This is a genomic window from Streptomyces sp. NPDC005181, from assembly GCF_040608395.1.
Taxonomy (GTDB): Bacteria; Actinomycetota; Actinomycetes; order Streptomycetales; family Streptomycetaceae; genus Streptomyces.
On record NZ_JBEXID010000023.1, the window covers coordinates 61118 to 76664 of the forward strand.

Genomic DNA, 15547 nt, shown 5'->3' on the forward strand with positions numbered 1-15547 from the left:
CCAGCGGACGGGCCGGGCCATTCCCGGGGCGGCCGGGTCCGTGGGCATCGGTCGGGGACTCCGCCCCGGGCCCCGGGCCTCACGCGCCGGAGGGGCTGGGTCAGGCCGAGGCGCGGTCGATCTCGCGTGGCGCGAGTTCCGCGTTCTCCAGGACGTCCTTCAGGTGCTTCTCGGCAACCGGGAGCACCTCCGCGATCGTGATGTCGCGCCCCAGCTCGTACGCGAGCGAGGTGACGCCCGCGTCGCGGATGCCGCACGGCACGATCCGGTCGAACCAGGTGTTGTCCGGGTTCACATTCAGTGCGAAGCCGTGCATGGTCACCCCCTTGGCGACCCGGATGCCGATCGCCGCCAGCTTGCGGTCCTCGCGGCGCTGGCCGGCGTTGGACGGGGCGTACTCGGGGCCGTTCAGCCGCGGGTCGAACTCCTCGTCGTGCAGTCGCGGATCGAAGTCGAGCGTCAGGCCGCCGAGCGCCGGACGCTCCTCGACCGGGTCGCCCAGCACCCAGACCCCGCTGCGGCCCTCGATCCGGGTGGTCTCCAGGCCGAACTCGGCAGCCGTACGGATCAGCGCGTCCTCCAGTCGGCGGACATGCGCCACGACGTCCACCGGGCGCGGCAGCTTCTGGATCGGGTAGCCGACGAGCTGCCCGGGACCGTGCCAGGTGATCTTGCCACCGCGGTCCACATCGATGACCGGAGTGCCGTCCAGGGGGCGCTCGCTGTCGGTCGTGCGCCGTCCGGCCGTGTAGACCGGCGGGTGCTCCAGCAGCAGACAGGTGTCGGGAACCGTGTCCTCGAACCGGGCCGCGTGCACCTCGCGCTGCTTCTGCCACGCCTCCTGGTAGTCGACGGCTTCCTCGCCGAATCCCAGCCGGACGAACCGAAGCTCACTCACGACAGATGCCTTCCTACTTGCGGTGCCGGGAGCCGGGGAGTATCCCCGGAACCACGTCACCATGCAGTGATTCGCGCCCCGGGCCACTGTACGACCGTCCCGGGAACGACGGCCCGGCAGGTCGTTCCCGTCAGCGCCATCCCCAATCCTCACACGATCGGATGAATGTGAAGCGAAGGAGGCTTCGGCCGCCGTAGGTCCCGCTAAATTCGCGCCGTTCCATAAGGGCTGCCCGCCCGGCCCCGAAGGCAGGAGACCGTACAGCTGATGTCGGAACGACCTCCGCAGCGCACACCCAACCGCCAGCTCGCCTCGCTCATCACCGAAGCCGGATTCTCGAACGCAGGTCTCGCCCGCCGGGTGGACCAGCTCGGCCTCGAGCACGGTCTCGATCTGCGGTACGACAAGACGTCCGTGACCCGCTGGCTGCGCGGCCAGCAGCCGCGCGGGACCACCCCCGCCCTGATCGCCGAGGTCTTCACCCGGCGGCTCGGGCGCCGGCTCTCCGCGCAGGATCTGGGCCTCGACGCGTGCGCGCCCGTCTATGCCGGTCTCGAGTTCGCCGCCACGCCCAGCGAGGCGGTGGACATCGTCAGCGGGCTCTGGCGGAAGGACTCGGGCAGCCATGCGGAGCTGCGGAAGATCGCCTTCACCCCGGCCGGGCTCGTGGTGCCCAGCCGGGACTGGCTGATCGGACGGGCCGACGAGTGGGTGGCCCGGGGAAACGGTGAGGCCGCTGCGCCCAGCGGGGGGACCGGTGGGGTGCGCGGGGTGCCGGGGGCGTCCGCGGGCGGCGGTGCCCGCGGGGCGGCAGGGCTCAACGGGACCCGTGGTGCCCATGGCGGGCATGGATTACATGGGGTGAACGGGCAGAACGGGTCAGTGGGGCCCGGCAGCAGGCCCGGCGCCCGTGGGCCCGCGCCGGTCAGGCCCTCCGGGCCGCTCTCCTCACCCGCACCTCTGGTGCACCTCGTACCTCCGGCACCCGGCGCACCCCGCGTCCCCCGGCAGCGCCAGATCGACCGTGGCCCCGGCCAGAAGGTCAGCAGCGGCGATGTCGCCGCCCTGCGTTCCGTCGGTGAGCTCTTCCGCACCCTCGACCACACCTACGGCGGCGGCCACGCCCGCCAGGCTCTCGTCCGCTATCTGGAGCACGAAGCAGAGCCCATGCTCCGCGGGACCTACGGGGAGGCGATCGGGCGGCGGCTCTTCTCGGCGGCCGCCGATCTGACCCGGCTGGCGGGCTGGACCTCGTACGACATCGCGGCGCACGGCCTCGCTCAGCGCTACTTCGTCCAGGCACTGCGGCTCGCCCAGGCAGCGGGGGACCGGGGGTACGGCAGCTACGTCCTGATCACCATGAGCCGGCAGGCGGTGTATCTCGGACACGGCAGGGAAGCCGTCCAGCTGGCGCGGGTCGCCCAGCAGGGCGTCGGCTCGTCGGCGCCGCCCGTCGTCATGGCCCTGCTGCACGCGGTCGAGGCGCGCGGGCACGGTGTGCTCGGCGAGGCCAGGACGTGTGCGGCCTCGCTGGCGCGGGCGGAGCACGCGCTGGAGACGGCCCGGCCCGGCGACGACGTACCGCACTGGGCACGCTACTTCGACGAGGCGCAGCTCGCCGACGAGTTCGGGCACTGCCACCGCGATCTGCAGCAGTACCGGTCCGCCGCGCAGTATGCGGAGCGCTCGCTCCAGCTGCGCGCCCCGATGTACGCCCGGAGCAGGCTGTTCTGCCGGGTGGTGCTGGCATCCGCCCGGCTCGGGCTCGGTGAGCTCGACCAGGCGTGCCTGCTCGGCGCGGAGGCGGCCCAGCAGGCGGCGGAGATGCGGTCGGTGCGCGCGACGGAGTACGTGAGGGAGTTCGAGCGTCGTCTCGAGCCGTACCGGGACGCGGCGGCGGTACGCGGATACCGGGACCGGGTCGCGGCTCTCGGGTGATCCCTCCCGCGTGACCGCGGGTGACACTTCGGCGTGAGTCCTGCGCGCGACAGATCGGGTGGTGGCCCGGACCGGAAGGATCGGAAAACAGGGAGTTGAGCTTCTGGTCGGCCATCCGGCGGACCAACTTCTCCAGGTACTCCGGCTGCCAGTACTTGCGGCCCGCGTCGAGCAGGGTCATCCGGACCGGCTGGGCGGGACGGTCGGTGGAGCGGGCCTTCGGCACGGTCAGGTGATCGGGTGCGGTGCGCAGCAGCTGCAGGAGCGTGCGCGTCCCGTAGAACAGACCGTGGGTGGAGGCGGCTTCGATGCGGACGGCGTCCGTGCTCTCGAAGCGGTAGCCCTACGCACCGAGTGCGCCGTGCTCGGTGAGCGTCAGCACGATGCCTGGCCAGGTCCTGCACGGACTGCCGCGCGGGGCCCGGGAGTTCGGCCCGTCCGGCGGGGAGCGCGGTCCTGGACCGGGACCGGGGGACCACCAGGATGCGGGTTCTCGTCGACAGCTGGTAGATGTGTCGCGCGACCAGGGTGTTTACGTGAGTGGTGTGGACCACTCCCCAAAGCGGGAGGTGGAGCGAGAGATCCGATCTGTAAGGAGTCTTGAGGGTGGGGACCGGCCGGACCGGGGCAGGCTGTGTGCGGACGGACTCAGGCCGCTTCGCGCAAGTCGGCCTCCGGGTGACCGGGCCGGATGCCCAGATCGCCGAGGATGGCGTGCGCCGCGCGGCGGCCCGAGAACAGGGCGCCCTGGACCGTGCTCGTGTCCCGGTGGTCGCCACACACATACAGCCCGGCGAGCAGCCGCACCGGGCGACGCAGGTCGTGCGGGGGAGGCATCGCCGGGACCGCCTCCGGATCGTGGTGGGCGGCCAGCAGCTCCCAGTCGTCCGTGGAGGTGCCGTACAGCGAGGCGAGATGGGCGCGGGCCGAGCGGTCGAGATCGGGCGGCGGGGTGCCGAGCACCGCCGACGTGATCAGGGTCCGGCCGTTCGGGGCGCGCGAGGGGTCGACCTCGCTCATCACACAGGTGTGCGCGACCGGGCCCGAGCGGTCGGCGTCCAGCAGCAGCGCGGCGCCGGTCGGCGGGGGAGCGGGGGCCGTGTGGTGCAGGACCGTCACCGGGTGGAAGGACGGCACCCGCAGGCCGGGCAGCAGCTCGGCGGCGGCGCCCGCGCCGGTGGCCAGCAGCAGGGACCGGCAGCCCAGTTCGCCGTGTTCCTTGGTACGGACCGAGGTGATGTCGGCAGCAGTGACATGCACACCGGTCCGTACGGTGCCGGGCGGCAGCGCCGCCGCCAGCAGGTCGGGCAGCGTGGCCGAACCGCCGGACGGTACGCACAGCCGGCCGCGTGCGTAGCCACGCAGGACGAGATCGGCGCAGCGGCTCGACGTGGTGAGCCCGGGGTCGCTGAGCAGCGCGGTGAGCAGCGGGCGCAGAAAGCCGTTGACCGTACGGGACGGCAGACTGCGGCTGGACAGGGCGGCGAGCGCGGTCTGTTCCGGCCGGGTCAGGATGCGGGACGCCGGGGTGGTGGCGAGCCGGGCCAGGGCGGCGCCGAGCCGGGCCTGGTCGATCGGTCCGCCCATCGGTGGGCGGGGGGCGCTCGCCAGGGCGCGCGCCGCCTTGAGTGCGCCCCGTGCGCTCCGTGTGTGCCGCACATCGCCGGTCCGGTACTGGCGGCCCTCGCTGTGGACGAGCACCCCCGGCGCGAAGTTCCGCAGCACGAGCCCTTCGAGACCTGGCGTCGTGTGCAGTTCCGGATACGAGGTGCTGAGAAGCGGGCCGAGGTGGTCGAGCCGGAATCCGTCCACTTCGTCGGTGGTCATCCGCCCGCCGGCCCGTGGGCCGGCCTCCAGGACGCTGACGCTTACCCCTGCGCTGGTCAGTTGATGGGCTGCTGACAGGCCGGCGATCCCGGCCCCGATGATGACGACGTCCGCGTGGTGTGCCGTGCTGAGCACGTGCCCCTCCCCGAGTCGGCGCGACTGCTGGGAGGGTCTTGCCCCCAACAGGCCCCCGGAATGCCCGAGTTCGCCATGAGGCTAGGAGGGGGCCGGTGCAGGCGCAGTCGCGCGCGGCCCGGGGCACCGTTGCACGGGGTCGCACATCCGTGTGATTCGCCCGGTCGTGGTCAGCGCAGCGCCGCGCGAATCGAGGCGTCGATCCCGGGGAAGGCGAACGAGAATCCCGACTCCAGCAGCCTCGTCGGCAGCACCCGCTGACTGCCCAGCACATCCTCCGCGAAGTCCCCCAGGGCGATCCGAAGGGCGGGTGCCGGGACGGCGAACAGCGTCGGTCGGCGCAGCACCCGTCCCATCGCGGCCGTCACCTCACCATTGGTCACAGGGGCCGGCCCGGTCAGGTTCACCGGTCCCGACAGCGACGGCGTATCGAGAATGTGCCGCATGGCGGCGATGTGGTCGTGCAGCGCGATGAAGCTCCAGTACTGGTGCCCGTTGCCGAGCCGCCCGCCGAGGCCCGCCCGGAACAACGGGAACAGCCGGCCCCAGGCGCCGCCCTCCCGGCCGACGACCAGGCCTGTGCGCGCGTACACCGTCCGTACGCCCGCCTCCTCCGCCGGGGCCGCGGCCGCCTCCCACTCCACGCACACGGACGGCAGGAACCCCTCGCCGTGCGGCGCGCTCTCGTCGACCGCGCGGTCCCCGGTGTCGCCGTAGTAGCCGATCGCCGACCCCGACAGCAGGACCTTCGGTGGTACGTCGAGGGAGGTCACCGCCTGCGCGATCGCCTCCGTCCCCAGCACCCGGCTGTCCCGGATCTCCTGCTTGTACGCCTCCGTCCAGCGGTGGTCGCCGACCCCGGCGCCGGCGAGATGGACGACGGCGTCGCAGCCGACCAGGCCCGCCCCGTCGACGTAACCCCGTTTCGGGTCCCACTCGACCTCGTCCCCGGCCTGCGCCGGGCGCCGGACCAGGCGTACGACTTCGTGTCCGTCGGCCCGCAACGAGCGCACCAGCGCCGTTCCGAGGAGTCCGGTGGATCCGGTGACTGCAATACGGGAGTGCGCCATGGATCCATCCTGCCGCAGGGGAGGGCGCGGCGCCTCGCCCGTGCCGCCCCATCGGCCCGTGCCGTCGGCCCCGAGCCCGGCAGAGACGCGGTGACGGGGCCGGGCGCGCCGTGGCACAGTGGCGCGCATGCCTGAACTCCGCAGCCGCCCCGTCCGCCCCGCGGATCTCGGCGACGACACCGCACTCGGCGAGCTCGACCGGGCCACCTGGTCGACCCTGCACTCGGTGCAGCCGCGGCCGCAGCCGCCGTACGAGCCGTTCTCCAGCGACCGCAGCCGGCCCGAGCACCTGCTCGTCGCCGAGGCGGAGGACGCGGCGGGCGAGGTGCGTATCGCCGGGTACATCAGGGTCGTCCCGCCGACCCCGCTGGCCTGCAACACGCATGTGCGCCAGATACAGGGCCTGGCGGTGGCCGACTGGGCGCGCGGCCGCGGTGTCGCCAGGGGGCTGTTGCGGGCCGCGCTCGCGGCGGCACGCGGCGAGGGCGCGAGCCGGATGACGCTGCGGGTGCTCGGGCACAATGCGCCCGCGCGTGCGCTCTACGCCTCGGAGGGGTTCGTCGTCGAGGGCGTGCTGCCCGGTGAGTTCTTCCTGGCCGGGCGTTACGTGGACGACGTACTGATGGGCCGTTCGCTCACCCCGTGAGCAGGAATCCCGGCCGGCCCGGTACCGGACGGCGCGCAACGCGGGGGGGGGGAAGGGGGGCGGGTCAGCCGGCGCCGAACCGCTCCCAGAGCAACGGGAAGCGCGCGGCCAGGGCCCCGTCGTCCTCGAAGCGGAACGGGGTGCCCTCCGGCTCGGCCGACTGCGGGGGAAGGCCGAGATCCGGTGTGACAATGCCGGTGAGCTGCTCGTAGGCCTCGTCGGCGGCATAGCCGAGGTCTTCGGCATCCCCGTCGATCTCCTCGTCGAAGTCGTCGAGGAGTTCGGCAAGACTGTCCGGATCGTGCACCGCCCCCTCGAAGATCTCCCGGCCCTGGCCGATCAGCCAGCAGCGGAAGTAGTCGAACGCGTCGTCGCTCGCGCCGCCGAGCAGCACGGAGGCGGCGCCCCACACGTCCCAGCGGTACGCGCGGTTGAAGCGGGCCTCGAAGTGCCGGGCGAAGTCCAGCACGGATTCGGGATCGAGCTGCACCAGCCGTTCGACGAGCAGGTCGGCATGGTCCTCGGGGTCGCCCTCGGCGGCCTCGCGGGTGCTGTCGATCATCTCCCAGAATTCCGTCTCGTCCATCACGGGACAAGCATCGGCCTTGGCGGCAGGCGACGCACGCGGAGACGCCGAAAAGAAGCCTTCAGCGATAGAGATCGCTCAGCCGTTCGGCGGCAGCGCCGAACCGGGTCCGCAGAGCGGCCGGTTCCAGCACCTCCAACTCCGGCCCCAGGGACAGTAGCTGGCTGTACGCGACATCCAGCGACTCGACCGGCAGGACGACCGTGCGCCACCCGTCGTTGTCGGGCGGGCCGGCCGCGTCCAGCGCATCGAGGGCGGCCGAACGGTCCACGAGATGCGGCAATCGGTCTACGCCTGCCTCCGACACCCGTACCGTCACCTCGGTCCGCAGGATCGACCGGGCGAACTGCGCGGCCCGCTCGTCCCAGAACCCCGGCAGGTCGAAGTCCTCGTCCCGGACGAACCGTTCGTCCGTCACGGCCACCGCGGTGAAGCGGTCGATCCGGTACACCCGGAAATCGGTCCCGGTGCGGGCGCAGACGTACCAGACCCCGGCCTTGAGAACGAGTCCGTGCGGTGCCAGCTTCCGCTCGGCCTCGCTGCCCGGCCCGCCGCGCCGGTAACGGGCCCTGATCATCCGGTCGTCCCAGACGGCCTCCGCGACGCCGGGCAGCAGCTCGGGTGTGACGGGCTCCTGATACCAGCCGGGTGCGTCCAGATGGAACCGCTGCGCGGCGGTGTCCGAAGCGTTCCGCAGCGAGGGCAGCAGAGCGGCGGACACCTTGAGCCGGGCGGCCGACGCGGCGTCCTCCAGCCCCATCTCGCGCAGCGCGGACGGCAGGCCGGAGAGAAAGAGCGCCTCGGCCTCGTTACGGGCCAGGCCGGTGAGCCGGGTGCGGTACCCGCCGACCAGCCGGTACCCGCCCGCCCGGCCCCGGTCCGCGTACACCGGAACACCCGCCTCGGAGAGCGCCTGGGCGTCGCGGGTGACGGTCCGCTCGGAGACCTCCAGCGCCTGGGCGAGCTCGGCGGCGGTCATGGCGGGCCGGGACTGGAGGAGCAGCACCATCTTGATGAGCCGGGCAGCGCGCATGAGGCAAGTCTGCCCCCCAACCGCCGGGCAGACTTGCAACAATGCCCTCTCCGGTCAGGCCAGGAAAACAAGCCCGCCCGGAGACCGAGGGCGAAACGGCGGCCGGGCGTACCCGGCCGCCGTCACCTCACAGCCCGTACTTCTCCCGGGCCTCCTTGACCGCCGACGCGGGCACCTCGCCGCGCCGCGCCAGCTGGGCCAGTGCCGCGACCGCGATCGACGGGGCGTCGACGCCGAAGTGGCGGCGGGCCGCGTCACGGGTGTCGGACAGACCGAAGCCGTCCGTGCCGAGCGAGGACCAGTCCTGCTCCACCCACTGGCTGATCTGGTCCGGGACCTGACGCATCCAGTCGCTGACCGCGAGGACCGGCCCCGGCGCACCGGACAGGGCCTGCGTCACGTACGGCACCCGCTGCTCACCGCGGAGCAGCGCCTCGTCGCACTCCAGCGCCTCGCGGCGCAGCTCGCCCCAGGACGTGGCGGACCAGACGTCGGCTGTGACACCCCAGTCCGCGGCGAGCAGTTCCTGGGCCGCCAGGGCCCAGTGGATCGCCGTGCCGGAGGCCAGCAGTTGCAGGCGAGGCGCGTCCGCCGAGGCGGGCGTGCCCTCCTTGAAGCGGTAGAGGCCCTTGATGATGCCGTCCTCGACGCCTTCCGGCATCGCGGGCTGCAGTTTCGGCTCGTTGTAGACGGTCAGGTAGTAGAAGACGTTCTCGGCCTCGGGGCCGTACATCCTCCGCAGACCGTCCTTGACGATCACCGCGATCTCGTACGCGAACGCCGGGTCGTAGTTGAGCGACGCCGGGTTCGTGGCCGCGATCAGGTGCGAGTGGCCGTCCGCGTGCTGGAGGCCTTCACCGGTCAGAGTGGTACGGCCCGCCGTGGCGCCGACGATGAAGCCCTTGCCGAGCTGGTCGGCGAGCTGCCACATCTGGTCGCCGGTCCGCTGCCAGCCGAACATCGAGTAGAAGATGTAGAAGGGGATCATCGTCTCGCCGTGCGTCGCGTACGACGTGGCGGCGGCGATGAAGTCGGCCATGGCCCCGGCCTCGGTGATCCCCTCGTTGAGGATCTGGCCGTCCTTGGCCTCCTTGTAGTACATCAGCTGGTCGCGGTCGACCGGATCGTACGTCTGGCCCAGCGGCGAGTAGATGCCGGCCGACGGGAACAGCGACTCCATGCCGAAGGTACGGGCCTCGTCCGGGACGATCGGAACCCAGCGCTTGCCGGTCTCCTTGTCCCGCATCAGATCCTTGGCCAGGCGCACGAAGGCCATGGTGGTGGCCATCTCCTGCTTGCCGGACCCCTTCTTCAGCGCGGCGAACGCCCGCTCCTCCGGCTCGGGCAGTGCCACCGCGTGCACCCGGCGGGCCGGGGCGGGGCCGCCGAGGGCGGCACGGCGCTCCTGGAGGTAGCGGACCTCGGGAGAGTCCGCGCCCGGGTGGCCGTAGGGCACCTGGCCGTCGTCGAAGGCGCTGTCCGGGATCGGGAGTCCGAGCAGCTCGCGCATGCCCTTGAACTCGTCGATCGTCAGCTTCTTCATCTGGTGGTTGGCGTTCTTGGACGCGAAGCCCTTGCCGAGCGTGTAGCCCTTCACCGTCTGCGCGAGGATCACGGTCGGCGCGCCCTTGTGCTCGACGGCCGCCCGGTACGCCGCGTACACCTTGCGGGCCTCGTGGCCACCGCGGGAGGTGTAGAAGCACTCGGCGATCTTCGCGTCGGTGAGCAGCTTCGCCAGCTCGGCGAGCGCCGGCTCGGCGCCGAAGAAGTGCTCGCGGATGTACGCGACGTCGCGAGTGGCGTACGTCTGGAACTGGGCGTCCGGGACCTGCCGGAGCCGGCGGACCAGCGCGCCCGTGGTGTCCAGCTGGAACAGCTCGTCCCAGGCGTTGCCCCAGAGTGTCTTGATGACGTTCCAGCCGGCCCCGCGGAACGCGCCCTCCAGCTCCTGGACCACCCGGAAGTTGGCGCGGACCGGGCCGTCGAGGCGCTGCAGGTTGCAGTTGATGACGAACGTCAGGTTGTCGAGCTGCTCACGCGCCGCGAGGGCGAGGGCTGCGGTCGACTCGGGCTCGTCCATCTCGCCGTCGCCAAGGAAGGCCCAGACGTGCGAGTTCGACGTGTCCTTGATGTTGCGGTTGGCCAGATAGCGGTTGAAGCGCGCCTGGTAGATGGCCGAGAGCGGGCCGAGGCCCATCGACACGGTGGGGAACTCCCACAGCCAGGGCAGCCGCCGCGGGTGCGGGTAGGACGGCAGACCGTCGCCGCCCGTCTCCTGGCGGAAGTTGTCGAGCTGCTGCTCGCTGAGCCGGCCGTCGAGGAAGGCGCGGGCGTAGATGCCGGGGGAGGCGTGACCCTGGATGTAGAGCTGGTCGCCGGAGCCGTCCCCCTCCTTGCCGCGGAAGAAGTGGTTGAAGCCGGTCTCGTACAGCCAGGCCGCCGAGGCGAAGGTGGCGATGTGGCCGCCGACGCCGAGCCGGGCGCCACGGGTGACCATCGCGGCCGCGTTCCAGCGGTTCCAGGCGGTGATCCGGGACTCCATCTCCAGGTCGCCGTCGAACGCGGGCTCGGCGGCGGTCGGGATGGAGTTGACGTAATCGGTCTCCAGCAGCTTGGGCAGCGCGAGACCGGCACCCTCGGCGTGCTGGAGCGAGCGGCGCATCAGGTACGCGGCGCGGTGCGGGCCCGCGGCCTTGGTGACGGCATCGAGGGAGGCCGCCCATTCGGCAGTCTCCTCCGGGTCACGGTCCGGGAGCTGGTCGAGCTCGCTCGGAAGCTTTCCTACGGGGTCGGTCATGATCGCCGCCTTCCGGAGAGGAGGGGGGTGGAGAAAGGCCCTGACTGGCAGGACAGGGCGATGGGGCCGGTGGGCCCGCAAGGTGAACTGTAAGTCGCTGATCGATGATCGATCAAAGGATGAAGGGCAAAACTTCTCGATGTGGAGAAATTGGCATCCCGTGCCCTGTTTCAAGGCACGGAGTGACGCACCAAATGGGATCAAGCCGGGCGCGCGACTGCACGGCCGAGCGCCCCTGCCCCCATCTGCGCAGGGGCCTCAGGCGCGCGGCGCGCACCCCAGGACATGCGCCTTCACCAGCACACCGATGTCCGGGTCCTTGCGCAGGAACGCGTCGATGAGCGCCTCGTGCTCCTCCGCGTACGACTTCTGCACCGTCCCCAGCCAGCGGATCGAGAGCGCCGTGAACACCTCGATACCCAGGCCCTCCCAGGTGTGCAGCAGCACGGCGTTCCCGGCCGCCCGCACCATCTCCCGGTGGAACGCCACCGTGTGCCGTACCTGCGCCTCGCCGTCGGCCAGCCGGTCGGCCTCGTACAACGCCGCCACATGCGGCGACAGCCGCGAGCAGTCCTCGCCGAGCGTCGGAGCCGCCAGCTCCGCAGCAATCTGCTCCAGACCGGCCCGTACCGGGTAGGACTCCTCCAGGTCGGCCGCGGTCAGGTTCCGCACCCGTACGCCCTTGTTGGGTGCCGACTCGATCAGCCGGAGGGTCTCCAGCTCCCGCAGCGCCTCGCGTACGGGTGTCTGACTGACCTCCAACTCGGTGGCGATCCGCCGCTCCACGATCCGCTCGCCCGGCTTCCAGCGCCCGCTGACGATCCCGTCCACGATGTGCTTGCGGATCTGTTCGCGCAGCGAGTGGACGACGGGCGGGGTCATGAGGGGCTCCTTCGGGCAATCCGGCGCTGCCTGTCCGGTCGGTGCCGAAGCGGTGACCGGTGGTGTCTAGACAATACGGCGGCGCCCCCGCCCGGAAGTGGTCCGGACGGGGGCGCCGCTGGTGAGGCTGGTTACAACGAGTTGTGCTCCGCCTTACAGGCCGAGCTCGACCTCGAACTCGCCGGCCTCCAGGATCGCCTTGACCGCGGTCAGGTAGCGGGCGGCGTCCGCGCCGTCCACCAGACGGTGGTCGTAGGAGAGCGAGAGGTACGTCATGTCGCGCACCGCGATCGTCTCGCCGAGGTCCGGGTGGTCGATGACCACCGGGCGGCGGACCGTGGCACCGATGCCCAGGATGGCGGCCTGGTTCGGCGGCACGATGACGGTGTCGAACAGCGCACCGCGCGAACCGGTGTTGCTGATGGTGAAGGTGGCACCGGACATGTCGTCCGGGGTCAGGCCGCCACCGCGGGCCTTGCCGGCCAGCTCGGCGGTCTTCTTCGAGATACCGGCGATGTTCAGGTCGCCCGCACCCTTGATGACCGGGGTCATCAGACCCTTCTCGGCGTCCACGGCGATGCCGATGTTCTCCGAGTCGAAGTACGTGATGGTGCCCTCGTCCTCGTTGATCCGGGCGTTGATGACCGGGTGGGCCTTCAGCGCCTGGGCCGCCGCCTTCACGAAGAACGGCATCGGGGACAGCTTGACGCCCTCACGGGCGGCGAACGCGGCCTTCGCCTGGTTGCGCAGCTTCATCAGCTTCGTGATGTCGACCTCGAGGACCGAGGTCAGCTGGGCCTGCGAGTGCAGCGCCTTCATCATGTTGTCGCCGATGACCTTGCGCATGCGGGTCATCTTGACCGTCTGACCGCGCAGCGGGGAGACCTCGAGCATCGGCGCCTTCGAGGCCGCCGGGGCAGCCGCGACGGGGGCCGGAGCAGCGGCGGCGGCCTTGGCGGCCTCCGCGGCGGCGACGACGTCCTGCTTGCGGATACGGCCACCGACGCCGGTGCCCTTGACCGCAGCGAGGTCGACACCGTTCTCGGCAGCGAGCTTGCGGACCAGCGGCGTGACGTACGCGCCCTCGTCACCGGAAGGCGCGGCCGGGGCGACCGGGGTGACCGGAGCCGGGGCGGCGACCGGAGCAGCGGCCACGGGCGCCGGAGCGGCGACCGGGGCGGCGGGCGCCACCGGGGCCGGAGCCGGAGCGGGGGCAGCCGGAGCGACCGGTGCGGGGGCAGCGGCGGCCGGGGCCGGCGCAGCCGGGGCGGCCACGGGAGCCGGAGCGGCCGGAGCCGGGGCGGTGGCCGGGGCAGCACCCGCGACACCGATGACGGCGAGCTTGGCGCCGACCTCGGCGGTCTCGTCCTCGGCGACCACGATCTCCAGCAGCACGCCGGAGACCGGGGCGGGGATCTCGGTGTCGACCTTGTCCGTGGAGACCTCGAGCAGCGGCTCGTCCTCCGTGACCTCCTCGCCGACCTCCTTCAGCCAGCGGGTGACGGTGCCCTCGGTGACGCTCTCGCCGAGGGCCGGAAGGGTGACGTCGGTGCCGGCGGCACCACCGGCCGGGGCAGCAGCCGGAGCCGCGGCCACGGGGGCCGGGGCAGCGGCAGGGGCCTCGGCGACCGGGGCCGGGGCGGCAGCGGCAGGCGCGGCCGCGGGCTCGGCGGCCGGAGCCGCGGCCGCGACGGGTGCGCCCGTGCCGTCGTCGATGATGGCCAGCTCGGCGCCGACCTCGACGGTCTCGTCCTCGGCGACCTTGATGGACGCGAGGATGCCGGCGGCGGGGGCGGGGATCTCGGTGTCGACCTTGTCGGTCGAGACCTCGAGCAGCGGCTCGTCGGCCTCGACGCGCTCGCCCTCGGCCTTCAGCCAGCGGGTGACAGTGCCCTCGGTGACGCTCTCGCCGAGCGCCGGAAGGGTTACGGAAACCGACATGGTTTCAGTTGCTCCTAAGGATGTGGTCTCCCCGAGCTCGCGAGCGGGACCGCGAGCTCGGGGAAGTGCGGAAGTGTCGGTCGTCGCGCCCTGACTGGATCAGTCGTGGGAGTGCAGGGGCTTGCCCGCCAGGGCCAGGTGGGCCTCACCGAGCGCCTCGTTCTGCGTCGGGTGGGCGTGGACGAGCTGCGCGACCTCGGCCGGCAGCGCCTCCCAGTTGTAGATCAGCTGGGCTTCGCCGACCTGCTCGCCCATACGGTCACCGACCATGTGCACGCCGACCACGGCACCGTCCTTGACCTGGACGAGCTTGATCTCGCCCGCGGTCTTCAGGATCTTGCTCTTGCCGTTGCCCGCGAGGTTGTACTTCAGAGCGACGACCTTGTCCGCGCCGTAGAGCTCCTTGGCCTTCGCCTCGGTGATACCTACGGAGGCGACCTCGGGGTGGCAGTACGTCACCCGGGGGACGCCGTCGTAGTCGACCGGAACAACCTTCAGACCGGCCAGCCGCTCCGCGACCAGCATGCCCTCGGCGAAGCCGACGTGCGCGAGCTGGAGGGTCGGCGCCAGGTCGCCCACGGCCGAGACGGTCGGGACGTTGGTCTGCATGTACTCGTCGACCAGGACATAGCCGCGGTCCATCGCGACGCCGGCCTCCTCGTAACCCAGACCCTGCGAGACCGGGCCGCGGCCGATCGCGACCAGCAGCATCTCCGCCTCGAAGGTCTTGCCGTCGGCGAGGGTGACCCGCACACCGTTGTCGGTGTACTCGGCCTTCTGGAAGAAGGTGCCGAGGTTGAACTTGATGCCGCGCTTGCGGAAAGCGCGCTCAAGAAGCTTCGAGCTGTTCTCGTCCTCGACCGGAACGAGGTGCTTCAGGCCCTCGACGATGGTGACGTCGGTGCCGAAGGACTTCCACGCCGAGGCGAACTCGACGCCGATGACGCCGCCGCCCAGCACGATCGCGGACTGCGGGACGCGGTCCAGCTTCAGCGCGTGGTCCGAGGAGATGATGCGGTTGCCGTCGATCTCCAGGCCCGGCAGCGACTTCGGCACGGAGCCGGTCGCCAGGAGCACGTGGCGGCCCTGGATGCGCTGGCCGTTCACGTCCACGGAGGTGGGGGAGGAGAGCCGTCCCTCACCCTCGATGTACGTCACCTTGCGCGAGGCGATCAGACCCTGCAGGCCCTTGTACAGGCCGGTGATCACCTCGTCCTTGTACTTGTGGACTGCCTCGATGTCGATGCCCTCGAAGGTGGCCTTGACGCCGAACTGGCCGGCCTCGCGTGCCTGGTCGGCGATCTCGCCGGCGTGCAGCAGCGCCTTCGTGGGAATGCAGCCGTTGTGCAGGCAGGTGCCGCCGACCTTGCCCTTCTCGATCAGAGCGACATCCAGGCCCAGCTGCGCTCCGCGCAGGGCCGCGGCATAACCGCCGCTACCACCGCCGAGGATCACTAGGTCGAAAACGGTGCTGGCGTCGTTCGCCACGTCACGTCCTCCATGCATGTGCGCCGCACGCCGGGCCCCGTCGCTGGGGTGTGACCGGCCGGTCGGCTGGTGTTCGGCCGCTTTTTCTTTCGGCCCTGTGGTGGGGGCCCTGTCCTGCCGAGAACCCATCTTCGCACTTGTTGACGGTGGGCGGGACGCGGGGCCCTGGTCTGGGACAGCTGATGGTCCGGCCCAGAGGGTTACCGCTGCGTAGAGACATACGGATTTCGTTGAGAGCGAAACCTGTGTGACGCGGTGCAGCGGTGTCAAGGAGGGGAACACGTACGGCCCCGGACGTATGCCCGG

The 15547-nt window shown here is 71.5% G+C and carries 11 protein-coding genes and 1 pseudogene; 2 read left to right on the top strand and 10 right to left on the bottom strand.

The window, feature by feature from the left end; genetic code table 11:
* Positions 1 to 100 precede the first annotated feature (100 nt).
* Positions 101 to 898: a lipoyl(octanoyl) transferase LipB gene (gene lipB / locus ABZV38_RS17425; protein WP_356327885.1), complete on the bottom strand. Its 798-nt coding sequence runs from the start codon at positions 896 to 898 to the stop codon at positions 101 to 103.
* A gap of 267 nt (positions 899 to 1165) precedes the next feature.
* Between lipB and ABZV38_RS17430 the strand changes: the two genes are divergently transcribed.
* A complete protein-coding gene (locus tag ABZV38_RS17430; RefSeq protein WP_356327886.1) occupies positions 1166 to 2836 on the top strand; it encodes a regulator in 1671 nt (556 codons plus the stop codon).
* A gap of 262 nt (positions 2837 to 3098) precedes the next feature.
* Here the strand turns inward: ABZV38_RS17430 and ABZV38_RS17435 are convergent.
* From ABZV38_RS17435 to ABZV38_RS17445, 3 genes and pseudogenes are all read right to left on the bottom strand, one after another.
* Positions 3099 to 3146, bottom strand: a pseudogene (locus ABZV38_RS17435) (hypothetical protein); the annotation flags it as partial.
* Positions 3147 to 3484: 338 nt separating this feature from the next.
* Positions 3485 to 4798, bottom strand: coding sequence for an NAD(P)/FAD-dependent oxidoreductase (locus tag ABZV38_RS17440; protein ID WP_356327888.1), 1314 nt, complete (start codon positions 4796 to 4798; stop codon positions 3485 to 3487).
* A 170-nt stretch (positions 4799 to 4968) separates the two neighbouring features.
* Positions 4969 to 5868 carry a TIGR01777 family oxidoreductase gene (locus ABZV38_RS17445; protein WP_356327890.1) on the bottom strand — a complete coding sequence of 300 codons (900 nt, stop codon included), beginning with the start codon at positions 5866 to 5868 and terminating at the stop codon, positions 4969 to 4971.
* 127 nt (positions 5869 to 5995) lie between these two features.
* Between ABZV38_RS17445 and ABZV38_RS17450 the strand changes: the two genes are divergently transcribed.
* Positions 5996 to 6514: a GNAT family N-acetyltransferase gene (locus ABZV38_RS17450; RefSeq protein ID WP_356327892.1), complete on the top strand. Its 519-nt coding sequence runs from the start codon at positions 5996 to 5998 to the stop codon at positions 6512 to 6514.
* Between the two features lie 64 nt (positions 6515 to 6578).
* Here ABZV38_RS17450 and ABZV38_RS17455 read toward each other — a convergent pair whose 3' ends face one another.
* From ABZV38_RS17455 to lpdA, 6 genes are all read right to left on the bottom strand, one after another.
* Positions 6579 to 7100: a DUF4240 domain-containing protein gene (locus tag ABZV38_RS17455; RefSeq protein WP_356327943.1), complete on the bottom strand. Its 522-nt coding sequence runs from the start codon at positions 7098 to 7100 to the stop codon at positions 6579 to 6581.
* A gap of 61 nt (positions 7101 to 7161) precedes the next feature.
* Positions 7162 to 8133, bottom strand: a complete 972-nt coding sequence (locus tag ABZV38_RS17460) for a WYL domain-containing protein (protein WP_356327893.1) — start codon at positions 8131 to 8133, stop codon at positions 7162 to 7164.
* Positions 8134 to 8260: 127 nt separating this feature from the next.
* Positions 8261 to 10930, bottom strand: a complete 2670-nt coding sequence (gene aceE, locus ABZV38_RS17465) for a pyruvate dehydrogenase (acetyl-transferring), homodimeric type (RefSeq protein ID WP_356327894.1) — start codon at positions 10928 to 10930, stop codon at positions 8261 to 8263.
* Positions 10931 to 11188: 258 nt separating this feature from the next.
* Complete coding sequence (locus ABZV38_RS17470; protein WP_356327896.1) at positions 11189 to 11812, bottom strand: GntR family transcriptional regulator; 624 nt, start codon at positions 11810 to 11812, stop codon at positions 11189 to 11191.
* A gap of 153 nt (positions 11813 to 11965) precedes the next feature.
* Positions 11966 to 13753 carry a 2-oxoglutarate dehydrogenase, E2 component, dihydrolipoamide succinyltransferase gene (sucB, locus tag ABZV38_RS17475; RefSeq protein ID WP_356327897.1) on the bottom strand — a complete coding sequence of 596 codons (1788 nt, stop codon included), beginning with the start codon at positions 13751 to 13753 and terminating at the stop codon, positions 11966 to 11968.
* 99 nt (positions 13754 to 13852) lie between these two features.
* Entirely contained in the window at positions 13853 to 15241 is a 1389-nt protein-coding gene (gene lpdA, locus ABZV38_RS17480; protein WP_356327899.1) for a dihydrolipoyl dehydrogenase, read from the bottom strand.
* Between the last annotated feature and the right edge of the window lie 306 nt (positions 15242 to 15547).